General features: G+C 67.0%; 26 protein-coding genes. 19 read left to right on the plus strand and 7 right to left on the minus strand.

Going from position 1 to position 26,097, the window contains the following annotated elements:
- The first annotated feature begins 22 nt into the window (after positions 1–22).
- The 11 genes from JNO53_RS11240 (at position 23) to JNO53_RS11290 (ending at position 11,203) form a co-directional block, all read left to right on the plus strand.
- Positions 23–772, plus strand: a complete 750-nt coding sequence (locus JNO53_RS11240; RefSeq protein ID WP_203111044.1) for an SDR family oxidoreductase — start codon at positions 23–25, stop codon at positions 770–772.
- A gap of 123 nt (positions 773–895) precedes the next feature.
- Complete coding sequence (gene rpmI, locus JNO53_RS11245; RefSeq protein WP_129525396.1) at positions 896–1,099, plus strand: 50S ribosomal protein L35; 204 nt, start codon at positions 896–898, stop codon at positions 1,097–1,099.
- Positions 1,100–1,211: 112 nt separating this feature from the next.
- A complete protein-coding gene (gene rplT / locus JNO53_RS11250) occupies positions 1,212–1,571 on the plus strand; it encodes a 50S ribosomal protein L20 (RefSeq protein WP_119513652.1) in 360 nt (119 codons plus the stop codon).
- A 160-nt stretch (positions 1,572–1,731) separates the two neighbouring features.
- Positions 1,732–2,613: an AraC family transcriptional regulator gene (locus tag JNO53_RS11255; protein ID WP_203111046.1), complete on the plus strand. Its 882-nt coding sequence runs from the start codon at positions 1,732–1,734 to the stop codon at positions 2,611–2,613.
- Between the two features lie 64 nt (positions 2,614–2,677).
- Complete coding sequence (pheS, locus tag JNO53_RS11260) at positions 2,678–3,778, plus strand: phenylalanine--tRNA ligase subunit alpha (protein ID WP_203111048.1); 1,101 nt, start codon at positions 2,678–2,680, stop codon at positions 3,776–3,778.
- Positions 3,775–6,168: a phenylalanine--tRNA ligase subunit beta gene (gene pheT, locus JNO53_RS11265; RefSeq protein ID WP_203111050.1), complete on the plus strand. Its 2,394-nt coding sequence runs from the start codon at positions 3,775–3,777 to the stop codon at positions 6,166–6,168. Before pheS ends, pheT begins: the two co-directional genes overlap by 4 nt.
- Positions 6,165–6,920 (plus strand): SDR family NAD(P)-dependent oxidoreductase, encoded by a 756-nt coding sequence (locus JNO53_RS11270; RefSeq protein ID WP_203111059.1) that lies wholly within the window; start codon positions 6,165–6,167, stop codon positions 6,918–6,920. The genes pheT and JNO53_RS11270 overlap by 4 nt, the downstream gene beginning before the upstream one ends.
- A gap of 98 nt (positions 6,921–7,018) precedes the next feature.
- Positions 7,019–8,539, plus strand: a complete 1,521-nt coding sequence (locus JNO53_RS11275; protein ID WP_203111061.1) for a peptide chain release factor 3 — start codon at positions 7,019–7,021, stop codon at positions 8,537–8,539.
- A 118-nt stretch (positions 8,540–8,657) separates the two neighbouring features.
- Complete coding sequence (locus JNO53_RS11280; protein WP_203111065.1) at positions 8,658–9,359, plus strand: endonuclease/exonuclease/phosphatase family protein; 702 nt, start codon at positions 8,658–8,660, stop codon at positions 9,357–9,359.
- Between the two features lie 150 nt (positions 9,360–9,509).
- Positions 9,510–9,848 (plus strand): P-II family nitrogen regulator, encoded by a 339-nt coding sequence (locus JNO53_RS11285; RefSeq protein WP_203111068.1) that lies wholly within the window; start codon positions 9,510–9,512, stop codon positions 9,846–9,848.
- A gap of 29 nt (positions 9,849–9,877) precedes the next feature.
- Positions 9,878–11,203, plus strand: a complete 1,326-nt coding sequence (locus tag JNO53_RS11290; protein ID WP_203111071.1) for an ammonium transporter — start codon at positions 9,878–9,880, stop codon at positions 11,201–11,203.
- Between the two features lie 261 nt (positions 11,204–11,464).
- Here JNO53_RS11290 and JNO53_RS11295 read toward each other — a convergent pair whose 3' ends face one another.
- From JNO53_RS11295 to JNO53_RS11305, 3 genes are read right to left on the minus strand one after another with little or no spacing between them, the layout of a single operon-like run.
- Positions 11,465–13,051, minus strand: a complete 1,587-nt coding sequence (locus JNO53_RS11295) for a GMC family oxidoreductase (RefSeq protein ID WP_203111073.1) — start codon at positions 13,049–13,051, stop codon at positions 11,465–11,467.
- 25 nt (positions 13,052–13,076) lie between these two features.
- Entirely contained in the window at positions 13,077–14,012 is a 936-nt protein-coding gene (locus JNO53_RS11300; RefSeq protein ID WP_203111401.1) for a sterol desaturase family protein, read from the minus strand.
- Positions 14,013–14,023: 11 nt separating this feature from the next.
- On the minus strand, positions 14,024–14,422 hold the full coding sequence (locus JNO53_RS11305; RefSeq protein ID WP_203111075.1) for a hypothetical protein: 399 nt from the start codon (positions 14,420–14,422) through the stop codon (positions 14,024–14,026).
- 98 nt (positions 14,423–14,520) lie between these two features.
- Between JNO53_RS11305 and JNO53_RS11310 the strand changes: the two genes are divergently transcribed.
- Positions 14,521–15,942, plus strand: coding sequence for an amidohydrolase (locus JNO53_RS11310; protein ID WP_203111077.1), 1,422 nt, complete (start codon positions 14,521–14,523; stop codon positions 15,940–15,942).
- Here JNO53_RS11310 and JNO53_RS11315 read toward each other — a convergent pair whose 3' ends face one another.
- Positions 15,943–16,383 (minus strand): TIGR01244 family sulfur transferase, encoded by a 441-nt coding sequence (locus JNO53_RS11315; RefSeq protein ID WP_203111085.1) that lies wholly within the window; start codon positions 16,381–16,383, stop codon positions 15,943–15,945.
- Positions 16,380–17,186 carry a TerC family protein gene (locus JNO53_RS11320; protein ID WP_203111087.1) on the minus strand — a complete coding sequence of 269 codons (807 nt, stop codon included), beginning with the start codon at positions 17,184–17,186 and terminating at the stop codon, positions 16,380–16,382. The genes JNO53_RS11315 and JNO53_RS11320 overlap by 4 nt, the downstream gene beginning before the upstream one ends.
- 264 nt (positions 17,187–17,450) lie before the next feature.
- Here JNO53_RS11320 and JNO53_RS15475 point away from each other — a divergent pair, with 264 nt between their 5' ends.
- From JNO53_RS15475 to JNO53_RS11355, 7 genes are all read left to right on the plus strand, one after another.
- Positions 17,451–18,239: a cold-shock protein gene (locus tag JNO53_RS15475; protein ID WP_203111089.1), complete on the plus strand. Its 789-nt coding sequence runs from the start codon at positions 17,451–17,453 to the stop codon at positions 18,237–18,239.
- 120 nt (positions 18,240–18,359) lie between these two features.
- A complete protein-coding gene (locus JNO53_RS11330) occupies positions 18,360–19,550 on the plus strand; it encodes an aspartate aminotransferase family protein (protein ID WP_203111091.1) in 1,191 nt (396 codons plus the stop codon).
- A complete protein-coding gene (gene argF, locus JNO53_RS11335) occupies positions 19,550–20,479 on the plus strand; it encodes an ornithine carbamoyltransferase (protein WP_203111093.1) in 930 nt (309 codons plus the stop codon). The genes JNO53_RS11330 and argF overlap by 1 nt, the downstream gene beginning before the upstream one ends.
- A gap of 48 nt (positions 20,480–20,527) precedes the next feature.
- Positions 20,528–21,421, plus strand: coding sequence for an Hsp33 family molecular chaperone HslO (gene hslO / locus JNO53_RS11340; protein WP_203111095.1), 894 nt, complete (start codon positions 20,528–20,530; stop codon positions 21,419–21,421).
- 181 nt (positions 21,422–21,602) lie between these two features.
- Complete coding sequence (locus tag JNO53_RS11345) at positions 21,603–21,914, plus strand: DUF3617 domain-containing protein (protein ID WP_338015344.1); 312 nt, start codon at positions 21,603–21,605, stop codon at positions 21,912–21,914.
- Between the two features lie 61 nt (positions 21,915–21,975).
- A complete protein-coding gene (queC, locus tag JNO53_RS11350; RefSeq protein ID WP_203111101.1) occupies positions 21,976–22,680 on the plus strand; it encodes a 7-cyano-7-deazaguanine synthase QueC in 705 nt (234 codons plus the stop codon).
- The gene (locus tag JNO53_RS11355; protein ID WP_203111103.1) at positions 22,661–24,277 is read left to right on the plus strand and encodes an MFS transporter; all 1,617 of its coding nucleotides are present in this window, start codon (positions 22,661–22,663) and stop codon (positions 24,275–24,277) included. Before queC ends, JNO53_RS11355 begins: the two co-directional genes overlap by 20 nt.
- Before the next feature lie 12 nt (positions 24,278–24,289).
- On the opposite strand, the gene JNO53_RS11360 is transcribed toward JNO53_RS11355, so the two are convergent.
- Positions 24,290–24,880, minus strand: a complete 591-nt coding sequence (locus JNO53_RS11360; RefSeq protein ID WP_203111105.1) for a superoxide dismutase family protein — start codon at positions 24,878–24,880, stop codon at positions 24,290–24,292.
- Positions 24,881–24,972: 92 nt separating this feature from the next.
- Positions 24,973–26,058 carry an OmpA family protein gene (locus JNO53_RS11365; RefSeq protein WP_203111107.1) on the minus strand — a complete coding sequence of 362 codons (1,086 nt, stop codon included), beginning with the start codon at positions 26,056–26,058 and terminating at the stop codon, positions 24,973–24,975.
- Positions 26,059–26,097 lie beyond the last annotated feature (39 nt).

Here is a 26,097-nt window from a genome sequence, read left to right on the forward strand (position 1 = left end):
CGCATGGTCCACTAGGGCGCGCATGACAGCATCGGCATCGTTGGAAGGGCGGATCGCCCTCGTCACCGGCGCAGCGCGCGGGCTCGGATACGCGATTGCCCGGCGGCTTGCCGCGGGGGGAGCGGCCGTCTGGCTCAACGGGCGCGACCCCGCCGCGCTCGACGCGGCGGCGGAGCGGATCGGCGATTTGGCGCGGCCGATCGCCTTCGATATCGCCGACGACGCGGCGAGCGCGGACGCCTTCGCGCGGATCGAGCGCGAGGGCGGGCTCGATATCCTCGTGAACAATGCCGGAGCCCGTGACCGGCGCGGGATGGCGGAGCTCGACCGGGAGGCCGTGCGCGCCATGCTGGATACCAATCTGGTCGCGCCTTTCGATCTCGCGCGCCGCGCCGCACCATTGATGCGCGCGCGCGGTTACGGGCGGATCGTCAACATCACCTCGATCGCCGCCGAGATCGCGCGCGGCGATGCGGCCTATACCGCGAGCAAGGGCGGACTTGCCGCTTTGACCCGCGCATTCGCGGCGGAACTCGGCGGCGACGGCATCACCGTCAACTCGGTCGCGCCGGGCTATTTCGCGACCGATGCAAACGCGGAGATGGTCGCCGATCCCGCGATCGCCGCGCATCTCGCCCGGCGCACATCGCTCGGCCGCTGGGGCAAGCCGCACGAGATCGCAGGCGCGGTCGCCTTCCTCGCTTCGCCCGAGGCATCCTATGTCACCGGGCAGACGCTCGCGGTCGACGGCGGCTATCTCGCCCACTTCTGAAAGCTTGCATTCCGCGCCGATTTCGCTAGGGGCGCGTGCTTCACCGACACGTGTTTCATGTGCCGGCCTGGCGACAAGGGCTGCCAGGGCTGGTTCGACGTGTCTCTGTTACAGGAGATGAAAATGCCCAAACTGAAGACCAAGAGCGGCGTGAAGAAGCGCTTCAAGCTCACCGCGACCGGCAAGGTCAAGCACGGTGTTGCCGGCAAGCGCCACCGCCTGATCAGCCACAACGCGAAGTACATCCGCCAGAACCGCGGCACCACCGTCCTGTCCGAAGCGGACAGCCGCACGGTGAAGAAGTGGGCCCCGTACGGGCTTGATTGATAGCTGAGCGGCTCCAGCCCGCTCCCTCGCCCTTCCACCCGGATTATGCCCGGGAGGATCCGGGTGGAAGGGCGGGGGAGCGGGCCGGCACCGCATTCTGAAAGGATAACACATGCCTCGCATCAAACGCGGCGTTACCACGCGCCAGAAGCACAAGCGGATTCTCGACCAGGCCAAGGGCTATCGCGGTCGCCGCAAGAACACCATCCGCATCGCCCGTCAGGCGGTCGAGAAGGCCGGGCAGTATGCCTACCGCGACCGCAAGGTTAAGAAGCGGAACTTCCGCGCGCTGTGGATCCAGCGCATCAATGCGGCGGTTCGCGCAGAGGGCCTGACCTACTCGCAGTTCATGCACGGCGTGAAGCTCGCCGGCATCGAGCTCGACCGCAAGGTCATGGCGGACCTCGCGATGAACGAAGGCGGCGCCTTCCAGTCGATCATCGCGCAGGCGAAGAAGGCCCTTCCGGCCTGACGCATAAGGGGTTTCGAGCCCCATCGATGCTCAAGAGAGGGCGCGGCAGGCATATCGCCTGCCGCGCCCTCTAAGTTTTTTGGGGTCGTATCGCTTCCCCCCGCGCCCGGCGCCCGGTATTCTCCGCAGGCAAAGGGGGGCAAACGGGGCGCGAATTAGGATGGCGACGCAATGCGACATCGCGGTGCGCTTCCATGCACCGCCGGCGGATCTCGCGAGGTTCTTCACGACCTTCTACCGGGTCGAGATCACCGTCGCGCAAGGCGCACGCGTTGCCGATGCCCTGCAGCCCGAATGGGGCAACCTGCGCTTCTTCAGGGGCGATCTGCCCGTCACCCGCTCGGTGAGCGGAGACGAAGTTCGCGGCGCCGACTTCGTACCGACCGGGCCGAGCACGAGCCTCCTCGAATTCACTCTCGGCAATACGCGTATCTGGGGCATCGGTCTGCTACCGCTCGGCTGGAGCACGTTCATCGGCAGCCCTGCCGACCGGATGGCCAACCGCGTGTTCGACGGCCGCGCCGAGCCCGCCTTCGCGCCTTTCGTGCCGCTCGCCGACGAGCTCACCGGCAGTGCGGAGCGCGAAAGCGAGGAATACGACCGATTGGTCGCGTTCTTTCGGGACGAAGCGCCCCGGCACGGGCCCGAGGACTCGCGCATCCAGGCGATCCACGCGATGCTGCTGGAAGAAGACCTGCCCGACGTCGCCACGCTGGCCGAGCGGACGGGTCTCAATCAGCGCACGCTGGAGCGGATCTCGCACCGCGCGTTCGGGTTCTCGCCCAAGCTGCTCCTGCGGCGCCAGCGCTTCATGCGCAGCCTTGCCGCCTTCATGGTCCGGCCCGACGCGCGCTGGAGCGGTTCGATCGACAGGCGCTATTGCGACCAGTCCCATTTCGTCCGCGATTGCCACGCGTTCCTCGGCATGGCGCCGAGCGAATATGCGGCGATGGACCACCCCGTCATGGCGAGCTTCCTGCGCGAACGTCTCCGCCTCCACGGCAGCCCTGTGCAGACCCTCGACGCACCTGGACGCGATTGACGCGCGCCCGTGCGCGCGATGGCGCTTTGCGTTGGCGCGGATTTGGCGCTAGCGGGCCATCGCGATGAGTGAACTGCAAACCCGCAAGGACCAAGCGATCGCGGCCATCGATGCCGCCGACAATCTGGATGCGCTCGAGGCGCTGCGTGTCGAGGCGTTGGGCAAGCAGGGCTGGATCAGCCTGCTGCTCAAGACGCTCGGCCAGATGTCGCCCGAAGAGCGGCAGAACCAGGCGCCTGCGATCCAGGCTGCGCGAGGCGAAGTCGCCGACGCGATCGCCGCGCGCAAGGCCGCGCTCGAGAATGCCGAGCTGGAACGCCGGCTGGCGAGCGAGACTCTCGACCTTTCGCTGCCCGCGCCTCAGGCGCCGCGCGGCTCGGTGCACCCGGTCAGCCAGGTGATGGACGAACTGGCGGAGATCTTCGCCGATCTCGGCTTCTCGGTTGCCACGGGTCCGGAGATCGAGGACGACTGGCACAACTTCACCGCGCTCAACATGGCCGAGACACACCCGGCGCGGGCGATGCACGATACGTTCTACTTCCCGGACCGCGATGCGGAGAAGCGGCAAATGCTGCTGCGAACGCACACTTCGCCGGTGCAGATCCGCAGCATGGTGGCGCAGGGCGCGCCGATCCGCATCATTGCGCCCGGCCGCGTCTATCGCTCCGACAGCGATGCGACGCATACGCCGATGTTCCACCAGATCGAAGGCCTGGTGATCGACCGCGATATTCACCTCGGGCATCTCAAGTGGACGCTGGAGACCTTCCTCAAGGCCTTCTTCGAGCGCGACGACATCGTCCTGCGCCTGCGCCCGAGCTACTTCCCCTTCACCGAGCCTTCGGTGGAGGTCGATGTCGGCTGGCAGGCCGTGAACGGCAGGCGCGTGCTCGGCGGCGACGGCGATGCGCCGGGCCACGGCTGGATGGAACTCCTTGGCAGCGGCATGGTCAACCGACGGGTGCTCGAATTCGCCGGGCTCGATCCCGACGAATGGCAGGGCTTCGCCTTCGGCGTCGGCGTCGACCGCCTCGCCATGCTCAAATACGGGATGGACGACTTGCGCGCCTTCTTCGACGGCGATGCGCGGTGGCTTGCGCATTACGGCTTCTCGGCGTTCGATCAGCCGTCGATCTCGGCCGGCGTGGGAGCACGCGCATGAAGTTCTCGCTCGAATGGCTGAAGGATTACCTCGAAACCGAGGCGAGCGCCGCCGAGATCGCGGCCGCGCTCAACGCGATCGGGCACGAGGTCGAAGGGATCGAAGACCCAGCCGAACGGCTGGCCGGCTTTCGCGTGGCGGAGGTGCTGACCGCCGCGCCGCACCCCGATGCCGACAAGCTGCAAGTGCTCACGGTGAATACGGGCGAGGGTGACCCACTGCAGGTCGTCTGCGGTGCGCCGAACGCGCGGGCCGGGATGAAGGGCGTGCTCGGTCTACCGGGCGCGGTCGTGCCGGCGAACGGCATGGAACTGCGCAAGAGCGCGATCCGCGGCGTCGAATCGAACGGCATGATGTGCTCGGTGCGCGAGCTCGAACTGGGCGACGAGCACGACGGCATCATCGAGCTGCCGGCAGATGCGCCGGTGGGAACGGCCTTCGCCAACTACCACGGCGCCAGCCCGGTGTTCGATGTGGCGATCACGCCCAACCGCCCGGACTGCATGGGTGTCTACGGCATCGCCCGCGATCTTGCGGCGGCCGGGCTGGGCACGCTCAAGCCGATCGCGGTGCCCGAGATTGCGGGCGAGGGCGCGTGCCCGGTCGAGATCCGCACCGACGATTCCGAGGGTTGCCCCGCGTTCTATGGTCGCGTGGTCAAGGGTGTGCGCAACGGCGCGAGCCCTGAATGGATGCAACGGCGTCTCATCGCCGCTGGCCAGCGATCGATCAGCGCGATCGTCGACCTGACCAATTATCTCATGCTCGGCTTCGGGCGCCCGGCGCATGCCTACGATCTCGCAAAGCTGACCGGCGCGGTTGTGGCGCGGCGCGCGAAGAACGGCGAACAGGTGCTCGCCCTCAACGAGAAGACCTACACGCTCGACGACACGATGACCGTGATCGCCGACGATGCCGGTGTGCACGACATTGCAGGCATCATGGGCGGCGAGCATTCGGGTGTCAGCGAGGGCACGACCGATGTCCTGCTCGAGATCGCCTATTTCGATCCTGCGCGGATCGGCGTGACGGGTCGCAAGCTCGGCCTCACTTCGGACGCACGCACGCGCTTCGAGCGCGGGGTGGACCCGGCCTTCCTCGACGACGGGCTGGCCCTGCTGACCGGCCTGATCGTGGAAACCTGCGGCGGCGAGGCGAGCGAGATCGTGCGCGCAGGCTCACCGCGGGTCGAGCCCAGGGTCGTGGCATTCGACCCGGCGCTGACGCGGCGGCTGGGTGGGGTAGAGATCGCCGAAGCCGAACAGCGCCGCATTCTCGAAGCGCTCGATTTCCGCGTGGGGGATGGCTGGCAAGTCACCTGTCCCCCGCGTCGCCACGACATCGAAGGCGGGGCCGATCTGGTCGAGGAAGTCGTCCGCATCCACGGGCTCGACAAGGTCGAAAGCGTCGCGCTGCCGCGGGCCGAAGGTGTGGCGAAGCCCACCGCTACGCCGCTGCAGCAGATCGAGCGGAAGCTGCGCCGCACGGCGGCAGCGCGCGGTCTGAACGAGGCGGTGACCTGGTCCTTCCTCCCCGAAACCGACGCCGATCACTTCGCGGACGGCAACGGCGGCCTGTGGATCCTCGAGAACCCGATCAGCGAGGACATGAAGGCCATGCGCCCCTCGCTGCTGCCTGGTCTCCTCGCTGCGGCCAAGCGCAATGCCGATCGCGGCGCTGCCGGCTCGCGCCTGTTCGAGATCGGCCGCCGCTATTTCCGCGGGGAGGGCGGCGCAAGCGACGAGCGCCCGACGCTGGGCGTGATCCTGGCGGGTGAGAAGTCGCCGCGCGGCTGGGCGACGGGCAAGGCGCAGGGCGTCGATGCCTACGACGCCAAGGCCGAGGCCGAGTCCTTGCTCGAAGCCGCCGGCGCGCCGGTCGGCAACCTCATGGTCATGGGGGAGGCAGGGCCGCAGTTCCATCCCGGGCAGTCCGCCACCTTGCGCCTCGGCCCCAAGAACGTGCTCGCCCGCTTCGGCGCGCTGCACCCGAACACGCTCAGGGCGTTCGACATCGAGGGGCCAGTCGTCGCGGTGGAGATCTTCCTCGATGCGATTCCGGCGAGGAAGGGCGGCGGCGCGTTCGCTCGCCCGGCTTATTCGCCGCCTGCGCTGCAGCCGGTCACGCGCGACTTCGCGTTTCTGGTGCCTGCTGACCTTGCCGCCGGCGATCTTGTCCGCGCGGTCAAGGGGGCGGACAAGCAGGCAATCGTCGATGCGCGGGTGTTCGACGTCTTTGCCGGCCAGGGCGTGCCTGAAGGCCGCAAGTCGGTTGCGGTCGAGGTCGTGCTGCAACCCGGCGAGAAGAGCTTCACCGATGCGGACATCAAGGCGATCTCGGACCGGATCGTCGCGGCCGCTGGCAAGCAGGGCGCGGAGCTGAGAGCATGAGCCGGACGGCGCTTGTCACCGGAGCGACTGCGGGGATCGGCGAGGCCTGCGTGCGCAGCCTCGTCGCCAGCGGCTGGCGCTGCGTTGCTACGGGGCGCCGGGCGGAGCGGCTGGAGAAGCTGGTTGCCGATCTCGGGACGGACAAGGTGCATGCTGCGGTGTTCGACGTGCGCGACGAGGCGGCGCGCGACGCCGCGCTCGATGCGCTGCCGGAGGCGTTCGCGAACATCGACCTGCTGGTGAACAATGCCGGCCTCGCGCTCGGCACTGCGCCGGCGCAGGACGCGAGCCTGGCGGACTGGAAGACCATGATCGAGACCAACGTCACCGCGCTGGTCTCGCTCACCCATAAGCTCCTGCCGGGCCTGATCGCGCGCAAGGGCGGGGTGGTCAACATCTCCTCGGTGGCGGCGAACTATCCGTATACGGGCGGCAACGTCTATGGCGGGACCAAGGCCTTCGTGCGCCAGTTCACGCTGGGCCTGCGCGCTGACCTGCACGGCACCGGCGTGCGCGTGACGTCGATCGAGCCGGGCATGGTCGAAACCGAGTTCACCCTGGTGCGCACAGGCGGGAACCAGGAGGCACACGAGCGGCTCTACGGCGGCGCGGACCCGATGACGGCCGACGACATCGCCGAAACCGTCCGCTGGGTCGCGGAACTGCCGCCGCATCTCAATATCAACACGCTAGAGCTGATGCCGGTGAGCCAGAGCTTCGCCGGATTCCAGGTCGCGCGGGAGCACCATTAACGTCACCCCCGCGCAGGCGGGGGTCCAGCTAGCCTCGCCGCACGGGTCGAGGTCAGATGGATTCCCGCCTGCGCGGGAATGACGAAGGAAGAAACCATATGTCCAACCGCCGCACCTTCGCCATCATCTCTCACCCCGACGCGGGCAAGACCACGCTGACCGAGAAGCTGCTGCTTCAGGGCGGGGCGATTCATCTCGCAGGCGAGGTCAAGGCGCGGGGGCAGGCGCGGCGGGCGCGGTCGGACTGGATGAAAATCGAGCAGCAGCGCGGGATTTCGGTGACCAGCTCGGTCATGACGTTCGAGCGCGACGGGATCACCTTCAACCTGCTCGACACGCCGGGGCACGAGGACTTCTCGGAAGACACCTACCGCACTCTGACCGCGGTCGACTCGGCGATCATGGTGATCGATGCGGCCAAGGGGATCGAGCCGCAGACGCGCAAGCTGTTCGAGGTCTGCCGCCTGCGTTCGGTGCCGATCATCACCTTCGTCAACAAGGTCGATCGCGAGGGCAAGAGCGGCTTCGAGCTGCTCGACGAAGTGGCCGACACGCTGGCGCTCGACGTGTCGCCGCAAGGCTGGCCGGTCGGCATGGGCGGCACCTTTCAGGGCATTCTCGACTTCGCTTCCGGCGAAGTCAGCCGGCCGGAAGGGCCGAGCAAGGAGTTCCAGGGCACGCGCGAAGCGGACGCCGTGCTGCCGGACGATGTGGCCGAGGAGGCCGAGCTGGCGCGGATCGGCTATCCCGAGTTCGACCTCGAAGCCTACCGCAACGGCGATCTTACGCCGGTCTATTTTGGCAGCGCGCTCAAGAATTTCGGCGTGACCGAGCTGATCGAGGCGATCGCGACCCACGCGCCGCCGCCGCGCCCGCAACCCGCCGGCGAGGAGCAGGTGAGCCCAGAGCGGGACGAGGTCACCGGCTTCATCTTCAAGGTCCAGGCCAACATGGACCCGAACCACCGCGACCGCATCGCCTTCATGCGGCAGGTCTCCGGCACCTTCAAGCGCGGCATGAAGCTGACCCCGAGCGGGCTGGGCAAGCCGATCGCGATCCACTCGCCGATTCTGTTCTTCGCGCAGGACCGCGAGCTCGCCGACACGGCGGAAGCGGGCGACATCATCGGCATTCCAAACCACGGCACGCTGCGCGTCGGCGACACGCTGAGCGAGAAGAACCAGATCCGCTTCACCGGCCTGCCGAACTTCGCGCCGGAGATCCTGCGCCGTGTGGTGCTCAGGGACCCGACCAAGACCAAGCAGCTCAGGAAGGCGCTCGACGACTTGTCCGAAGAGGGCGTGATCCAGGTCTTCTATCCCGAGATCGGCGCGCAGTGGATCGTCGGCGTCGTGGGCCAGCTCCAGCTCGACGTGCTCGTCAGCCGGCTGGAGGCGGAATACAAGGTCGAGGCCGCGCTCGAACCCGCACCCTTCGCCACCGCTCGCTGGCTCAAGGGCGATGCCAGGGCGCTGGGCGAGTTCGAAAGCTTCAACCGCGCCAATCTCGCGCGCGACCGCGATGGCGATCTGGTGTTCATGGCCAAGAGCCCATGGGATGTCGGCTATCAGCAGGAAAAGAACCCCGACCTGACCTTCTCCGCGACCAAGGAGCGGTGACAGGCCGGGCCATGCGCCCTAGAAGGCCGGTGATGGGCGATCCTGCAGACATGCCGCGCCGCGACCGATCGTGCGGCGCACCCGGTACCGATCGGCGCTAGATCGCGTTTCCTTCCGCGTGCAGCTCACCTTCGCCAGCTACAACATTCACAAGGCCGTCGGGGTCGACCGGCGGCGCGATCCCGATCGGATCATTTCGGTATTGCGCGAGGTCGATGCCGATGTGATCGCGCTGCAGGAAGTCGACCGGCGGATCGGCGACCGGGCGAGCGTTCTGTCGCGCGCGGCGCTGGACGACACGCCGTGGAAGCCGGTCCAGCTCGCGAAGCGGCCGCGCAGCCTCGGCTGGCACGGGAACGCGATCCTCGTGCGCCGCGAATACGAGGTGATCGAGGCCGAGCCGCTCGACCTTCCCACGCTCGAGCCGCGCGGCGCCGTGCGGGCGGACATCGACTGCCACGGCCGGCGCGTGCGCGTGATCGGAACACATCTCGACCTCTCCGGTCTCCGGCGCCGCGACCAGATCAAGGCGATCCTTGCACATCACGGGCAATGTGCGGGCGGCTGCCCGACGATCCTGATGGGCGATTTCAACCAGTGGGGCGCCCGCAGCGGCGCGATGCGCGAGTTCGGCGACGGGTGGCAACTGCTCGATCCCGGGCGGAGCTTCCCCAGCCGCCAGCCGGTCGCGCGGCTCGACCGGATCATCGCCTCGGGCGATTGGGACGTGCATGCGGCCGGGGTGCACCATAGCGCTCTGGCGGCCCAGGCCTCCGACCATCTGCCGGTGCTTGCCACGCTTGAAATGCGTAAAATATAGGCATTGCTTAATGATTGAGCATTAATGCTCTAGCTAACGAAACGTAGTTGCGCATAAAGTCCCTGTAGAACAGCAAAATTCCCCAACTGGCACGCCTCTTGCTGCGCTTGCGAAGCCGGAGAGGTTCCGGCGAACAGCCAGGGGGGATCGATGAAGCTCATCATCGCCATCATCAAGCCATTCAAACTCGACGAGGTGCGCGATGCCCTCGCTTCGATCGGCGTCGCCGGCATGACCGTTTCCGAAGTCAAGGGCTTCGGGCGGCAGAAGGGCCAGACCGAAATCTACCGCGGGGCCGAGTATTCGACCAACATGCTGCCCAAGGTGAAGATCGAGATCGCGGCCAGCGACGACCTCGCGCCGCAAGTGGTCGAGACGATCACGCAGACTGCGAGCACCAAGAGCATCGGCGACGGAAAGGTCTTCGTGCTCGACCTCTCCGAAGCGACCCGCATCCGCACCGGCGAAACCGGGGACACCGCGCTGTGAGTGCGGCAACAGACAAGAGGGACCAGACGATGATCCGCAACATGCTTTGCGGTGCAGGCGCGCTCGGCGCCGCGCTGTTCGCCGCCGCGCCCGCACTCGCGCAGGACGCCGCTGCCGTGCCCAACCCGGGCAACAATGCCTGGATGATGACCGCAACGGTCCTCGTCCTGATGATGATCCTGCCCGGCCTCGCGCTGTTCTACGGCGGGCTCACGCGGCAGAAGAACATGCTCTCGACGATGACCCAGGTCGGCGCGACCGCCGCGCTCGCGATGCTGATCTGGGTCATGTGGGGCTATTCGCTCGCTTTCGGGGACACGACTTACGAAGGCATGCTCGGCCTGTTCGTCAGCGGCGGCAGCTATTTCCTTGCCGGAACCGACGCGAGCAGCACCGCCGCGACCTTCACCGACGAGGTGATCAGCAAGTACGTCTTCATCAGCTTCCAGATGACCTTCGCTGCGATCACCGCCGCGCTGATCCTCGGTGCGACGGCGGAGCGGCTCAAGTTCTCCGCCCTCATGGCCTTCGTCCCGATCTGGCTGACGATCGTCTACTTCCCGATCGCGCACATGGTCTGGGCCGGCGGCGGGCTGCTGTTCGAAGACGGCGCGCTCGACTTCGCGGGCGGCACGGTGGTGCACATCAATGCCGGCGTATCGGGCCTGGTGCTCGCCTATCTCCTCGGCAGGCGCCGCGGCTATCCGGCCGAGCCGATGCCGCCGCACTCGATGACTCTGACGATGGTCGGCACTGGCCTGCTGTGGGTCGGCTGGTTCGGGTTCAACGCCGGTTCGGCGCTGGAAGCGGACGGCTCGGCAGGCCTGGCGATGATCAACACTTTCGTCGCCACCGCGGCTGCCGCGCTGGCCTGGATGATGATCGAGCGACTCGCGGGCCACAAGGGGTCGGCGCTCGGCTTCTGCTCGGGTGTGATCGCGGGCCTCGTTGCGGTAACCCCGGCAGCTGGGAACTCGGGCCCGTTCGGCGCGATCCTGCTCGGCATCCTCTCCTCGACCGTATGCTACTTCGCCGTGGCGAAAGTGAAGGCGAAGTTCGGCTACGACGACTCGCTCGACGCCTTCGGCATTCACGGGGTGGGCGGCATCGTCGGCGCGATCGGCACGGCGGTGGTCTACCAGCCGTTCCTCGGCGGGCCCGGCGACGGCTCGACCGCGCTCGGCGCACAGCTCGGGGTCCAGATCTTCAGCGTGCTCGTCACGATCGTCTGGGCCGGCGTCGGCACTCTGGTGGCCGGCACGATCGTCAAGGCGCTGATGGGCCTCCGGGTCTCGGAGGAGAGCGAGGTCGACGGTCTCGACATCTCCGAACACGGGGAGCGCGCCTACAACTGACGGACAAGTTTGGCGGACTGGGGCCTACCTCCTCTCCACCCGGTCCGCCTTCCAGCGTTCCTCCTGCGAACGCCACCTTTATGGGCCGGAGCCAGCCGCTCCGGCCCGTTTTTTATGCCTCAAGCGCCGGCGCGCGCATACGCGCGCTTGGCTATCCTCCGCGCGGAGCGCTCCGGACGGGCGGTCGCCCTTGCGGGCCGCCTGCGGCGGACCGGACATTCCGATCCCCCAATTGCGCTGCGCGACAACCGGCAGGATCGCTCAGGCCAGGCTGCGCTTCATGAAATCCGCGCAGCGTTCGCCGATCATGATGCTCGGCGCATTGGTATTGCCGCCGATCAACTGGGGCATGATCGAGGCGTCGGCGACCCACAGGCCGTCGACTTCGCGCACCTCGAGCGTGGGGTCGACCACCGCCTGCTCGTCCGCGCCCATGCGGCAGGTGCCGACGGGATGGTAGACGGTGTCGGCCCGGTTGCGGATCAGCTCGTCGAGCGGTTGATCATCGTCGAGGTCGATCGGGTAACGGTCCTTGGGGCGGTATCCGCTCATCGGCGGCGCCCCGACGATCCGGTGCGAGAGCCGCACGCCGGCCCGCAGCACGGCCATGTCGCGCTCGTCGGCCAGGAAATTCGGGTCGATCACCGGCGCGGCGGCCGCATCGGGCGAGGCGAGCCGCACCGTGCCGCGGCTCTCGGGCCGCAGCACGCAGGCATGGAGCGAGAAGCCGTGGCCCTTGACCTTGGTCCGCCCGTGATCCTCGAGCATGGCGGGCACGAAGTGCCATTGCACATCGGGTGCCGGGGAATCGGGCAGGACGCGCCAGAACCCGCCCGCTTCCGCATAGGGCGTGGTCATCGCGCCGGTCCGGCGGCGACGGTGCTCGGCGATCGCCTTCAGCATGCGCCATGTCCCGGCGAGGCTGTCGCCGATGAAGTCGCGGCTCTCGGTCTCCCAGCTAGAGACATAGTCGATGTGGTCCTGCAGATCGCTGCCGACGGCGGGTCGGTCGAGTACGACCTCGATCCCGTGCTCGCGCAAATGCTCGCCGGGCCCCACGCCCGAGAGCATCAGGATCTGCGGACTGTTGAATGCGCCGGCCGAGAGCACCACGCCGCCGCCCGCGCGCAGCGTCTCGCGCCTGCCGCCGCGCCGGATGGTCACGCCGGTCGCCCGGCCGTCCTCGATCACGATCCGCTCGACCAGCGTTCCGGTCAGGACCGCGAGGTTCGCACGGGCACGCAGCGGTTCGACATAGGCGCGTGCCGCGGACCAGCGCTCGCCGCCCTTCTGGGTCACCTGATAGAGCCCGAAGCCTTCCTGCTTCGCCCCGTTGAAGTCATGGTTCACCGGCAGTTGCAGCGCGGCGGCGCTCTCGACGAAGGCGAGACTGCCGGGATTGGGCCACTTCTGATCGGAGACGCATAGCGGCCCTGCCTCTCCATGGAATTCGTCCGCGCCGCGCACGTTGTCTTCGGCACGCTTGAAGTAGGGCAGAACGTCCTCGTAAGCCCACCCGGCACAACCGAGCGCCGCCCAGTTGTCGTAGTCCCAGGCGTGCCCGCGGATGTAGATCATCGCGTTGATAGCGCTGGACCCGCCAAGCCCTCGTCCGCGCGGCTGATAGCCGGTCCGGCCGTTCAGCCCCTTCTGCGGCGCCGTTTCGTAGCGGTAGTTCGCGGCCTTGGGCAGGAAGGGCATGAAGCCCGGCGTCTTCACCAGGAAGTTGTCGTTCGTCCCGCCCGCTTCGAGCAGGCAGACCTTGCGCCTGCCGTCTTCCGCCAGCCGTCCGGCGACCGCGCTCCCCGCGCTGCCGCCGCCGATTACGATCACGTCGAATTCCGCCATGTTTCATCCTCCCCGGGAAGGATGGTTAGGCAGGCTCGCCCTCCGCGGCAATCGGGTTTTCGTTTGGAACCTTTTCTTCGCCGCCGCGCCGCTGGCGCCAGCGTGCGCGGATCATGTCCGAGGTCTCGCGGCTGCCGTCGTGAGACCAGCCGGGCTCGCGCAAGAGGTAGGACAGCTTGTGCCGCCACGGCGCGCGCCAGATGTCCTGCAGCATGCCGATCCATTCGTGGAACACCGACCATAGAAGGTTGAACGAGCCGAGCTGCTTTACGATGCCGTATCGGATCCGCTCCTCGTCGTTTTCCGGCTCGAACGTGCCGAACAGGCGGTCCCACACGATGAACACGCCGGCGTAGTTGCGGTCGAGGTAGCGCGGGTTGGTCGCGTGATGCACACGGTGGTGGCTGGGGGTGTTCATCACCGCCTCGAACCAGCGCGGCATCCGCCCGACCGCCTCGGTGTGGATCCAGAACTGGTAGATCAGGTTGAAGCCTGCGCAGATCGCGATCATCGCCGGGTGGAAGCCGAGCAGCACCAGCGGCAGCTTGAACGCGAACCCGAGCGTGAAGGCGCCGGTCCAGCTCTGCCGCAGCGCGGTGCTGAGGTTGTAGTGCTGGCTCGAATGATGATTGACGTGGCTGGCCCAGAACCAGCGCACGCGGTGACCCGCCCGGTGAACCCAATAGTAGGCGAGATCGTCGAGTACGAAGCAGGCGATCCACACCCACCACGCCCAGCCGATGTCGAACAGACGGTACTCGTAGGCGGCAAGGAAGACGAACAGGGCGAACCCGCCGAACAGCACCCCGGCGACCGTGCTGCCGAGCCCGAAGGCGAGGCTCGTGAGGGTGTCCTTCGGCTCGTAAGCCTCCGGCCGCCGCTTCCACGCCCATAGTATCTCGGCGAGGACGAGCAGCACGAAGGCCGGGATCGCATAGTCGACGGGGGAAAAATCGGGCATGATGGACCGGGTCACAGCCTCCTGAGGCTTGCCGCCCAATACTGCGCCTGAGGGCCGAGGTCGAGGGTGACCTCGCCGAAGCGCCTCTCCGCCGTTCCGACCACGAGTTGGTGGCGGTCGAGCCGCGCGTGGGTGTGGCCGGTCAGCAGTCGTGCAGCGAAGTGAGCCCCGTGGCGGCGCAGCAGCAGGACGCGGCCGTTCGCATCGCGCAGCAGGGCGGCATGGCCAGCGCGGTCGATCGCGACGTCGGCGGCGTCGAACCCGTACACCGCCTCCTCCGCCAGTTCGCGCGCATGGGCCTCGTCGCGGATCCGCAAGTCGCCGCCGAGACGAAGCTTCCAGGCAAGCCCGGCCAGCGCGAAGATCGCGAGAAGCGAGCCGCCGAGGCGGAGAAGGAGGTCGAGATCCATCGCTTGCGATCTGCCACGCACCTGCGAGCGTGTCGAGCGGTCCACATTTGCAAATCGGCAGGGCCGCTTTAGACCTCCTTCGACAGAGGGAGAGATCAATGAGGAAAACAGCGTTTCTGCTCACCGTCGCCGCGCTGGCGGCGCAGCCGGCCTTCGCCCAGACGTTCGACGCCGTGGAGGCGGTCGACGCGCAGTACGACCGCACCGAACGGGTTGCGCGCCAACTCTGGGAATGGGCGGAGGTCGGCTATCAGGAAACGAAGTCGAGCGGGCTGCTCCAGTCCGAGCTCGAGGCCAACGGCTTCACGGTGCAGGAACGCGTCGCCGGCATCCCGACGGCATTTGTCGCAGAGTACGGCAGCGAAGGCCCGGTGATCGCCATTCTGGGCGAGTTCGATGCCTTGCCCGGCCTCAGCCAGTCCGTCTCGCCGCTGCGTGAGGCCGTGGCGGGCAAGCATGCCGTCCACGCCTGTGGGCACAACCTGTTCGGCGCCGGCTCGCTGACCGCCGCCATTGCGGTGAAGCAATGGCTCCAGGAAACGGGTACGCCCGGCCGCATCCGGTTCTACGGCACCCCGGCCGAGGAAGGCGGGTCGGGCAAGGTCTACATGACCCGCGCAGGCCTGTTCGACGACGTGGACGTCGCCATCCACTGGCATGCGGATGACGAGAACAGCGCGGCGGCCCAGACCAGCCTCGCCAACCGTTCGGCCAAGTTCCGCTTCCGCGGACGCTCCGCACATGCCGCCGGCGCACCGGAACAGGGCCGCTCGGCGCTCGACGGGGTCGAGGCGATGAACATGATGGTCAACATGATGCGCGAGCACACGACGATGGATTCGCGCATCCACTATGTCATCACCGAAGGCGGAACCGCGCCGAACGTGATCCCGGACTTTGCCGAAGTGTTCTACTACGTGCGCCATTCGGACACTGCCGAGGTCGAGGCGATGTGGAAGCGGCTCGAAGCCGCGGCCAAAGGCGCCGCCATGGGCACCGGAACCGAAGTGGAATGGGAGATCATCCACGGAAACAACCCGCTGCTCGTGAATGAGACGCTGGCGAAGATGATGGACGCCAAGCTGCGCCGGGTCGGCGGCGTGGACTACACGGCCGAGGAACTGGCGTGGGCCGAGCAGCTCTCAACGACCTTGGGCGACGCGGCGGAGCCTCTGACCGGCGCGGCGCAAGTGCAGCCCTACGAGACGTCGCTCGGCTACGGTTCGACCGATGTGGGCGACGTCTCGTGGGCGACGCCCACCGTCGGGCTGCGCACGGCAACATGGGTGCCCGGCACTTCGGCCCATAGCTGGCAGTCGGCCGCCGCTAGCGGCACCACGATCGGCTTCAAGGGTGCGCAAGTGGCGGCGAAAGCGATGACGCTGGCCTCGATCGAGCTCTACACGAACCCCGAACTGCGTACGCAGGCGCGCGCCGAGTTCGATGCAGCGCGCGGGGAAGGCTACGAATATCGCTCGCTGCTCGGCGACCGCGATCCGCCGCTAGATTTCCGCAAGTGATCAGCCGCGCGCGCGGGTCGAGAGCATGTCGATCGCGGGCCGCACGGGCGTGACGTCGTAACCGGCGGCGGCTGCGGCGGCCGCGATCTCTTCGGGATCGCCGCCGCTATGCGCCTGCGCGAGCGCCCAGAGAAGCGTCGAACGCGTGCCCGACCGGCAATAGGCGAGCACCTTGCCCTCGGCGCTCGCGAGCGCGTCGGCCATTGCACTGACCTGCGGTTCGCCGAAGCCCGCGCCGCCGATGGGAATGGCCACGTAATCGAGCCCCGCGGCGCGCGCCGCCGCTTCGATCTCTGTGCCGGGCGTCTGGTCCTCGGCTTCGCCCTCGGGACGATTGTTCACGATCAGGGTCACGCCTTCGGCCTGCGCCGCCGCGATATCGCCCGGTGTGATCTGAGGGCTTGCGAGAACCGACTCGCTCAGGGTCCGGAAGTCGCTCATTGCGAGCCGGCCCGTGCGGCCTTGGTTCGCCGATTGCGCTGCACCATGTTGAGCAGCTCGACGCCGACCGAGAACCCCATCGCCGCGTAGATGTAGCCCTTGGGAACGTGGAAACCGAAGCCGTCGGCGATCAGCACCAGGCCGATCATCACGAGGAAGGCGAGCGCGAGCATCACCAGCGTCGGGTTTTTCTCGATGAAGCGGGCGAGCGGATCGGCGGCGATCATCATGATGCCGACGGTGATCACCACGGCGGTCACCATGATCGGAATGTCGTCGGTCATGCCCACCGCGGTGAGGATCGAATCGACCGAGAAGACGATGTCGATCGCGACGATCTGCGCGATCACCGCACCGAAGGTGGCGGTCGCCGCGGCCGCGATGCCGGGGGTCTTGTCGAGCAGGTCGCCCGAAGGATCGGCAGGCTCCATCGAGTGGTGGATTTCCTTGGTCGCCTTCCACAGCAGGAAGAGACCGCCGACGAGCAGGATCAGGTCACGGCCCGAGAATGCGGTCTCGAAGCTGGGCTCGCCGTACTGATTGGGCGCGCCCTGCAAGCCGAGGTCGAACAGCGGCGTCTGCAGCGTCACGATCCAGCCGATCAGCATCAGCAGGCCGATCCGCATGACCAGCGCCAGCGTCAGGCCGATGCGGCGCGCGCGCTGCTGCTGGTGTTCGGGCAGCTTGTTCGACAGGATCGCGATGAAGATCAGATTGTCGACCCCGAGAACGACCTCGAGCGCAATCAGCGTGAGCAGAGCGGCCCATGCGGCCGGGTCGGAAAGGAGCGCGACGATGTCCATGCCGCGCCTGATGCCGCAAGCGCGAGTCGCAGGCAAGCGTCTGTGCGAGCGAAAGACGCAATGCCAAAATGTCACAATTTTGCGCCAAGGTGGGCGAAGCCGTTAAATCGTTCGCGCAGGCACACTTTCTGCGCTATGGTTGGCGTTTGGCAGGTGGGGATCCAGCGCATTCGCGTGGTTGGCCACCGACGTGACCTTGCCGGGGCCCGTCCGTCCGGTAGGCATGGGAGAGTTCGGGGGCGGTGCGAAGGTACGTGTTGAACTATGGGTTACGATAGAGGCCGCCGGGGTCGCGGACGCGACAAGCGCGATGGTTTCGGTGAAGACGGGTTCGATCCTTTCGGTGGACCTGGCGGAGATTTCGGACAGGGCGGTTTCGGCGGCGATCGGTTCGGCGGCGGTGACCGCTTCGGTGGCGGTGGCGATCGTTTCGGTGGCGGCGGAGGCGGTGGTCGCTTCGGCGGCGACCGTGGCGGACCGCGCGGCGGCGGTGGTGGCGGTGGTGGCGGTTTCAGCCGCATGCCGGCACAGGTCGTCGGCACCGGCAAGGGCACGGTCAAGTTCTTCAACGGACAGAAAGGCTTCGGCTTCATCCAGCAGGAAGGCGGCGGTGAGGACGTGTTCGTCCATATCAGCGCTGTCGAGCGCGCCGGCCTCGAAGGTCTGGGCGAGGGGCAGGAGCTCGAATTCAACCTGGTCGATCGTGGCGGCAAGATTTCCGCGCAGGATCTGCAGATCGTGGGCGACGTCGTGCCGGTGCAGGCGCGCAGCGGCGACCGCGAGGATCGCGGCGACCGGGGCGACCGCGGGGGTGCTCCCCAGCGTGAGCTGACCGGTGAGAAAGCGACCGGCACGGTCAAGTTCTTCAACGCGATGAAAGGCTTCGGCTTCCTCGTCCGCGACGATGGACAGCCCGATGCCTTCGTGCACATCAGCGCGGTGGAGCGTTCCGGCCTGGCCGGCATCAACGAGGGCGAACGCTACGAGTTCGATCTCGAGGTCGATCGACGAGGCAAGTACTCGGCGGTCAACCTGGTGCCCGTCCAGGGCTGACACGCCCGCTTCCCGCCCGGTGTTTGACCGGACGGCAGCGAAAAACTAAACGGTGCGAATGGCGGCTCTCAGGGGCCGCCATTTGTCGTTTCCCGATCCCGTTCGCGAAGGATTCTGCCGATGTCGATCACCCCGCTCATGCCCGTTTACCCACGCTGCGGTGTGCGCCCGGTGCGCGGCGATCACTGCCATCTGATCGACGAAGGCGGCACGCGTTACCTCGATTTCGCGAGCGGCATCGCGGTCAACCTGCTCGGCCACAGCCACGAGGGCCTCATCGGCGCCATCCAGCGCCAGGCCGCGACGCTGATGCACGTCTCTAACCTCTATGGCAGCCCCCAAGGCGAGGCCCTGGCGCAGCGGCTGGTGGACAAGACCTTCGCCGACACGGTGTTCTTCACCAATTCGGGCGCGGAAGCGGTCGAGTGCGCGATCAAGACGGCGCGTGCCTACCATCAGGCGGCCGGCAACGACGGGCGTTACGAGCTGATCACGTTCACCAACGCCTTCCACGGACGGACGATGGCGACCATCAGCGCTTCCAATCAGGAGAAGATGCACAAGGGCTTCATGCCCCTGCTCGGCGGCTTCAGGTACGTCGAGTTCGACGATCTCGAAGGTGCGAAGGCGGCGATCGGTCCCGATACGGCCGGCTTCCTGGTCGAGCCGATCCAGGGCGAAGGCGGCATTCGCCCCGCGTCCGAGGCGTTCATGAAGGGGCTGCGAGCCCTGGCCGACGAGCACGACCTCATGCTGGTGCTCGACGAGGTTCAGTGCGGCGTCGCGCGCACGGGCAAGTTCTACGCGCACGAGCACTACGGGATCGAGCCCGACATCCTCGCCTCGGCCAAGGGGATCGGCGGCGGCTTCCCGCTCGGCGCCTGCCTTGCGACCGAGAAGGCTGCGCGCGGGATGGGCTTCGGCACGCACGGCTCGACCTACGGCGGCAACCCGCTGGCGATGGCCGCCGGCACGGCAGTGATGGACGCGGTCGCGAACGACGAATTCCTCGCCGAAGTGACCGAGAAGGGCGAGCGCATCCGCGCCCGGCTCGAACAGTTCATCGGCAACTATCCCGACCTGTTCGAGCTCGTCCGCGGCAAGGGCCTCATGCTCGGGCTGAAGATGAAGGTCGAAAGCCGCCCGTTCTTCGTCCACCTGCGCGACAATCATCAGTTGCTGACAGTGGCCGCGGGCGACAACACCCTGCGCGTCCTGCCGCCGCTGGTGATCGGCGATGCCGAGATCGACGAGTTCTTCGACAAGCTCTCGGCCGGCGCGGCGGACTACGTGATCCCTGAGGCCGCCTGATGGCCGTTCGCCACTTCCTCGACCTTTCCGATGCGGGGACCGACGCGCTCGCCGCGATGATCGACGATGCGCAGCAGCGCAAGGTGGCGCGCCGCGAGTGGCCCAGAGGCAAGGCCGACGCCGACGCTCCGCTCGCCGGGCATGTACTGGCGATGGTGTTCGAGAAGAATTCGACGCGCACCCGGGTCAGCTTCGATATCGCCATGCGCCAGCTCGGCGGCTCGGCGCTGGTGCTCGATTCCGCGTCGAGCCAGCTCGGCCGCGGCGAATCGATCGCCGACACCGCGCGCGTGCTCAGCCGCATGGCCGACGCGATCATGCTCCGCACCGACGATCACGCGAAGGCGGAGGAGATGGCGCGCCATGCCAGCGTGCCGGTGATCAACGGGCTGACCGACCGGTCGCATCCGTGCCAGATCGTCGCCGATCTGCTGACAGTCATCGAACAGGGCAAACCGCTGCCCGGGCTCGAGCTCGCCTGGCTCGGCGACGGCAACAACGTTCTGCACTCGATCCTCGAGGCGGCCGGCCTGTTCAAGTTCAACGTCCGCGTCGCCACTCCGCCTGGCTACGAACCGGACGGAGAGTTCGTCGAGGCCGCGCGGGCGAACGGTGCGCGTATCCTGTTGACGAACGACGCGGCTGCAGCCGCGGAAGGCGCAGACATCCTCGTCACCGACACCTGGATTTCGATGGGGCAGGAGCATGCCGAGGCCAAGCTCGCGGCGATGGCGCCGTTCCAGGTGAACGAAACGCTGATGGCACGTGCCAAGCCTGATGCGCGCTTCCTCCACTGCCTGCCGGCGCATGTCGGCGAGGAAGTGAGCGAGGGCGTATTCGAAGGCTCGCAATCGGTCGTCTTCGACGAGGCGGAGAACCGCATTCACGCACAGAAGTCGGTCCTGCTCTGGTGCTTCGGGAAGCTTTGAGCGCGTCCACGCCTTACTTTCGCTGACTCGCTGCCCCATATGCGCGGCATGACGGACCAGACCGAAACCTTCTCCGACAAGCTGCTGGGCTTCACGATCCCGGCGCGCAATGCGCGCGGCAAGGCCGTGCGACTCGATCGCGCGATCGACGAAATTCTCGCGGCGCACGATTATCCGCCCGCCATTACCCATCTGCTGGCCGAAGCGCTCGTGCTCGCGACCCTGATCGGCGGGCTGCTCAAGGACGAGAGCGGCCAGTTGACGATGCAGGCCCAGACCGAAAGCGGCGTGGTGCGCCTGCTGGTGTGCGACTACCGCGACGGGCAGCTTCGCGGCTACGTCGATTTCGACCGCGAACGGCTGACCGAGCTCGGCGCCAATCCATCGCTCTTAGCGCTGTTCGGCAAGGGCTACCTCGCGATCACCTTCGACATGGCTGGCGGCAAGGGGCGTTACCAAGGCGTCGTGCCCCTCGAAGGTGAAACGCTGGCGGAAGCCTGCGAGACCTATTTCGCGCAGTCGGAACAGATCCCCACGCTCATCCGGGTCGCCGCGCGCGCCGGAGAGGACGGCTGCGTCGCCGGGGGTCTGCTCATCCAGCATCTGGCGGACGGCGAGGAGGGCCGCGAGCGGCTTCACACGCGAATGGATCATCCGGAATGGGAACACGTGGTCGCGCTTGCCGGGAGCACGCGGCACGAGGAACTCGTCGATCCGGCGCTTTCGCTCGACGCACTGGTGTGGCGGTTGTTTCACGAGGAGGAGGAAGTGCGTGTCCAGCCGGGCGCGCCGATCGCGCGGGGATGCCGTTGCTCGGTCGAACACTATACGCAGATCATCGAGCGCTTTCCTGAGGAGGACCGGGCGGACATGCGAGACGAAAGCGGAAAGATTATGGTCGACTGCGCGTTCTGTTCGAAAGTGTTCGAGATCGAGGCCTGAACGGACTGTCGCATTCGTGCAACGACTTGCCGTCACGAGCATGATACATATTTAACAGTCAGGCGTGTTGTCTGGAGATAGATCGATGCTCAAGTCGTCCGTCGCTGCATTTCGATCGATTGCGATAGCTGTCGGGCTCGCAGCCGGGATTTCTGCTGCTGCGCAATCGCCGAGCCTGTCGATGCTCGACAGGCTCGAACCGGGACAGTGGCAGTTGCGTTTCCGAGACGGCAGCCCGGCGCAGCAGATCTGCGTCAGGACCGGGCGCGAACTGATCCAGTTGCGCCATCAGAACAGCAAGTGCTCGCGTTACGTGATCGAGGACGGGCGCGACGAAGTGACGATCCAGTATACCTGCCGCGGCGCGAATTACGGGCGAACCAGCATTCGCCGGGAAACAGGCTCGCTGGCCCAAGTGGAAAGCCAGGGAATCGCCGGCGGCCTCCCGTTCCAGTTCACTGCCGAGGCGCGCCGGACGGGGACCTGCCGCTGACTCGGGCGACGGGGCAACGCTTTCGATTGCTCCGTCCGGCTTTTCTCCCTAGCCCGGAACAATGGGATCGAATGCGGACAATCGGCGCGACGCTGCGGTGGTGCTGCTCTCCGGTGGACTCGACTCGATGGTATCCGCTGCCCTGGCGCGCGAGCGTGGCTTTGCCTTGCATGCGCTGACGATCGATTACGGTCAGCGCCACCGGGTCGAGATCGAGGCCGCGAGGAACATCGCCGCCATGCTCGGGTGCACGCGGCATATCGTCCTTCCGCTCGACCTCACCGTCTTCGGTGGTTCGGCGCTTACCGACGACATCGAAGTGCCGACCGGCGGCGTGGGGGAAGAGATCCCCGTCACTTACGTCCCCGCGCGCAACATCGTGTTTCTTTCGCTCACGCTGGCCTGTGCCGAGGCTGTCGGCGCGCGCGACATCTTCATCGGCGTGAACGCGCTCGACTATTCGGGTTACCCCGATTGCCGGCCGGAATTCATCGCCGCGTTCGAGGAGATGGCGCGGCTCGGCACCAAGGCCGGCGTCGAGGGGCGTGCGATCGCCATCAACGCGCCGCTACAGCACATGAGCAAGGCCGAGATCGCCGCAGAGGCGCATCGCCTGGGCCTGGACACCGGGCTGAGCTGGTCGTGCTACGCGCCCGGCCCGACCGGCCGCGCGTGCGGGGTATGCGACAGCTGCCGCTTGCGTCAAAAGGGGTTTGCGGAGGCGGGGTTGGAGGACGGGATCACGTATGAACGACATCCAGACTGACGAGTCGCCCGCGCCCGCCGATGCGGAGCGGTCGCGGGAAACGGTACCGGCTTATAGCTGGTACGCACTCGGCGTTCTGGTGATCGTCTACGTACTCAACTTCATCGACCGGCAGATTCTCTCGATCCTCGCGAACGACATCAAGCTCGATCTGGGGGTGGAGGACGATTACCTCGGCTTCCTCTACGGCACGGCTTTCGCGGTGTTCTACGCGCTGTTCGGCATTCCGCTCGGGCGGCTGGCGGATAGCTGGAGGCGCCTGCGGCTGATGAGCCTCGGTCTGGCGCTGTGGTCGGCGATGACCGCACTCTCCGGCTTCGCGCGCAATGCCGCAACGCTGACCGTGGCGCGCATCGGTGTCGGTGTGGGGGAGGCGACCGCCAGCCCTGCCGCCTATTCGCTGATTTCGGACTGGTTTCCCGCCCGCCTGCGCGCGACCGCGCTCGCGATCTATTCCTCGGGCCTCTATCTCGGTGGCGGCATATCGCTGCTGATCGGCGGGTTGGTGGTCGAAAACTGGAACGCGGCCTATCCCGAGGGCGGACCGCTGGGGCTCGTAGGCTGGCAAGCCGCCTTTCTCTCGGTGGGCATTCCCGGCCTGCTCCTGGCATTGTGGATCCTGACGCTGCGCGAGCCGATCCGCGGCGCGATGGACGGATTGCCGACGCCGGAAGATCCACACCCGTTCCGCGGGTTCCTGGAGGAGCTGGTCCAGGTGATCCCGCCCTTCACTCTGATCGGCGCAGCCATGCGGGGACTCGGCGCCTTGGCCGTGAATATCGCCGGCGCGATCTTCTTCGCCATGCTCGTGGTGCTGCTCTCGTCGCTCGTTCCAGCGACTTCGGCGCTCGTTCCCGGCGTGTCCGACCAATGGCTGTTCCTCGGCGTCGGTTATTACGCGGTGTTCAGCTGGACGATGTCGCTCAAGTCGCGCGACCTGCCGACATTCCGGCTCACCTGGGGATCGCCCGCATTCCTGACGGTCGTGCTCGGCTACGGCACGGTGGCCTTCGTTGCCTATTCCGCGGCTTACTGGGGCGCGCCTTATGCGGAGCGCGCGCTGGGGGCCGACAAGAGCGATCTCGGCTGGTTTCTCGGCGCGCCTTCGGCGTTGGCGGGCTTCCTGGGTGTCATCGGCGGCGGCCGAATGGCGGACTTCCTGCTGGAACGCCGCCCGACGGGACGCGTCTGGGTGATCATGTTCGGGCTTCTGTCCTCGGTGCCGCCGCTCGTGCTCGCCTACAACACCTCCAGCCTGACGGTCTTCTACATCGCCAGCTTCTTCGCGCAGTTGACGTCGGCGTCGGCGCTCGGGGCGGCGGCCGCAAGCAGTCAGGCGCTCGTGCTGCCGCGCATGCGCGGTCTCGCCACGGCGATCTTCTTCCTCTCGACCACGCTGATCGGGCTCGGAATCGGCCCCTTCATGGCGGGCTACGTGTCCGCGATCAGCGGAGACGACCTGACCCTCGGCATCATGTCCACGCTGGTGGCCGTGCCGATCGGCTTCGTATTGCTGCTCGCCGCGCTCAAGCTCGTGCCTGCTGCGGGCGCGACCGTGGTCGAACGCGCACGCGCAGCAGGTGAAGAGTTGCGCTAGACGCGCTTCGCGTCAGGTGCGTGCGAGCACTCCGCAGGCGAGACGCGAGCCGGCATTGCCGGTGGGATCGGTGCGATAGTCGTCCGCATCAGCGTGCACGACCACTGCAGTGCCGTCGGCGTCGAACAGCGAGTCGATCACGCTCTGGTCTCCGCTGCCCAGGTCGGCCGTGGTCGACGCAGTGCCATCGGCAGCGACTTCGAGGTTGGGGAGGTCGCCCATATGGCTCCCGGCGGGATTCTCGTGGCCATGCTCCTTGCCGGCGGGATTGAGGTGCCCGCCCGCGGAGGTGAAGTCGGGCGGCGTGCATTCGCCCGTCGTGTGCAGATGGAAGCCATGGGTCCCTTCCGGAATTCCCGTGACCGCGATCTTCAGCGAAAGATTGCCGCCATTGGACAGCAGTTCGACCGTCCCGGCAGGCGTGCCGTCGGCGAGCGCCAGCGAGGCCGATCCGACCGTCCCGCTCGAGGGAGTCTCAGTCGCTGCAGTATCATTCGAAGAAGTCTCGCTCGATGCGTCCTGTTCCGCGGTATCCGAAGCGGGAGAGCATGCGGCAAGCGCGACCACGGCGGTCAGGGCGATGGGGAAAGATAGGCGAATCATGAAAGGCTCCTGTCTTGCGAGGACCCTAGCTTAACAAAAAAGGGGCCGGATTGCTCCGGCCCCTTCCATTGAAATCGTCGCTTTCGCGAGACTTACATGCCCGAACCCGGACCGTAGGTGATTTCCACCCGGCGGTTCTGGAGTTCGCGCACGCCGTCGGCGGTCGGAACGCGCGGCTGCGATTCGCCGAACGCTTCGCTCGAGATCCGCGCGTCGGGAACACCTCGGCCGCTGAGGTACGAACGGACCGACTCGTTACGACGCTCGGCCAGACCCATGTTGTAGGTCTGCGTACCCGACCGGTCGGTGTGACCGGCGAGCATGACCGAAGCCGTGCCGCAGTTGGTGTACGCCGACACCGCGTTGTCGAGAATGGTGGCTGCTTCGGGCGTGATGTCCGACTTGTCCCATTCGAAGAACACGATGTACGGCCCCTGGTTGCACACCGGCGGCGGAGGCGGCGGAGGCGGCGGGGGCGGCGGAGGCGGCGGGGGCGGCGGCGGAGGCGGCGGGGGCGGCGGAGCCGCGGGTTCGCCACCGAAGTTGAACGTCAGCGTGCCCAGGATCGAGTGCGACCGGAACCGCGTGTCCACTTCGCCACCGTCCGCGTCGACAAGCGTGACGTCGTCGGCGTTGAAGAAGCGATAGCGCAGACCGACGTCGATGCTGTCGGTCAGCGGAGCGCGAATGCCGGCGAGAGCCTGCCACGCGAAGCCCGTGTCCGAATCGTCGAGCACGTCGACACCACCAACCGTCGCGTCGAGGCTGGTGCGCGCAACACCGGCACCGGCACCGACGAAGCCCTGCAGGCCGTCGTCTTCACCGAAGTCGGCCAGCGCGTTCAGCATGAACGCGAGGGCGCTGGCGTCACCACCGGCGCCGAACTGGTCGCCCTCGGTGGTCAGCGTGTCGATCGACGCGGAGCGATAGCTGGCGTCGGCTTCGAGGCGGAAGCCACCGAAGTCGTAACCAACCACACCACCGAAGTCGTAGCCTTTGTCCATGTCGGCGCCGGCGGTGTCGATGACCTCGCCGTCGGCATCGACGATGTCGAAGTCGAGATCTTCGACGATCATCGGGCCGCCTTGGCCTTCGATGTACCACTGGCCGTCACGTGCGAGGGCCGGCGATGCAAGGGCCGTAGAGGCCATCGCCAATCCAATGACGAGTTTCCGCATTATATAATTCCCCTTTTCAGCGAAATAGAGCCACCGTGT

Source organism: Altererythrobacter sp. C41 (assembly GCF_016803135.1).
GTDB lineage: Bacteria > Pseudomonadota > Alphaproteobacteria > Sphingomonadales > Sphingomonadaceae > Pelagerythrobacter.

Bases quoted from the DNA above. Each gene is read 5' to 3' on its own strand.
- JNO53_RS11330 (WP_203111091.1), top strand. From the start codon at position 18,360: ATGTCGATCACCCCGCTCATGCCCGTTTACCCACGCTGCGGTGTGCGC.
- argF (WP_203111093.1), top strand. From the start codon at position 19,550: ATGGCCGTTCGCCACTTCCTCGACCTTTCCGATGCGGGGACCGACGCG.
- JNO53_RS11310 (WP_203111077.1), top strand. From the start codon at position 14,521: ATGAGGAAAACAGCGTTTCTGCTCACCGTCGCCGCGCTGGCGGCGCAG.
- JNO53_RS11365 (WP_203111107.1), bottom strand. From the start codon at position 26,058: ATGCGGAAACTCGTCATTGGATTGGCGATGGCCTCTACGGCCCTTGCA.
- JNO53_RS11305 (WP_203111075.1), bottom strand. From the start codon at position 14,422: ATGGATCTCGACCTCCTTCTCCGCCTCGGCGGCTCGCTTCTCGCGATC.
- JNO53_RS11320 (WP_203111087.1), bottom strand. From the start codon at position 17,186: ATGGACATCGTCGCGCTCCTTTCCGACCCGGCCGCATGGGCCGCTCTG.
- JNO53_RS11360 (WP_203111105.1), bottom strand. From the start codon at position 24,880: ATGATTCGCCTATCTTTCCCCATCGCCCTGACCGCCGTGGTCGCGCTT.
- JNO53_RS11240 (WP_203111044.1), top strand. From the start codon at position 23: ATGACAGCATCGGCATCGTTGGAAGGGCGGATCGCCCTCGTCACCGGC.
- JNO53_RS11290 (WP_203111071.1), top strand. From the start codon at position 9,878: ATGATCCGCAACATGCTTTGCGGTGCAGGCGCGCTCGGCGCCGCGCTG.
- JNO53_RS11275 (WP_203111061.1), top strand. From the start codon at position 7,019: ATGTCCAACCGCCGCACCTTCGCCATCATCTCTCACCCCGACGCGGGC.
- JNO53_RS15475 (WP_203111089.1), top strand. From the start codon at position 17,451: ATGGGTTACGATAGAGGCCGCCGGGGTCGCGGACGCGACAAGCGCGAT.
- JNO53_RS11295 (WP_203111073.1), bottom strand. From the start codon at position 13,051: ATGGCGGAATTCGACGTGATCGTAATCGGCGGCGGCAGCGCGGGGAGC.
- JNO53_RS11255 (WP_203111046.1), top strand. From the start codon at position 1,732: ATGGCGACGCAATGCGACATCGCGGTGCGCTTCCATGCACCGCCGGCG.
- JNO53_RS11270 (WP_203111059.1), top strand. From the start codon at position 6,165: ATGAGCCGGACGGCGCTTGTCACCGGAGCGACTGCGGGGATCGGCGAG.
- queC (WP_203111101.1), top strand. From the start codon at position 21,976: ATGGGATCGAATGCGGACAATCGGCGCGACGCTGCGGTGGTGCTGCTC.
- pheS (WP_203111048.1), top strand. From the start codon at position 2,678: ATGAGTGAACTGCAAACCCGCAAGGACCAAGCGATCGCGGCCATCGAT.
- rplT (WP_119513652.1), top strand. From the start codon at position 1,212: ATGCCTCGCATCAAACGCGGCGTTACCACGCGCCAGAAGCACAAGCGG.
- pheT (WP_203111050.1), top strand. From the start codon at position 3,775: ATGAAGTTCTCGCTCGAATGGCTGAAGGATTACCTCGAAACCGAGGCG.
- JNO53_RS11285 (WP_203111068.1), top strand. From the start codon at position 9,510: ATGAAGCTCATCATCGCCATCATCAAGCCATTCAAACTCGACGAGGTG.
- JNO53_RS11355 (WP_203111103.1), top strand. From the start codon at position 22,661: ATGAACGACATCCAGACTGACGAGTCGCCCGCGCCCGCCGATGCGGAG.
- hslO (WP_203111095.1), top strand. From the start codon at position 20,528: ATGACGGACCAGACCGAAACCTTCTCCGACAAGCTGCTGGGCTTCACG.
- JNO53_RS11300 (WP_203111401.1), bottom strand. From the start codon at position 14,012: ATGCCCGATTTTTCCCCCGTCGACTATGCGATCCCGGCCTTCGTGCTG.
- rpmI (WP_129525396.1), top strand. From the start codon at position 896: ATGCCCAAACTGAAGACCAAGAGCGGCGTGAAGAAGCGCTTCAAGCTC.
- JNO53_RS11315 (WP_203111085.1), bottom strand. From the start codon at position 16,383: ATGAGCGACTTCCGGACCCTGAGCGAGTCGGTTCTCGCAAGCCCTCAG.
- JNO53_RS11345 (WP_338015344.1), top strand. From the start codon at position 21,603: ATGCTCGACAGGCTCGAACCGGGACAGTGGCAGTTGCGTTTCCGAGAC.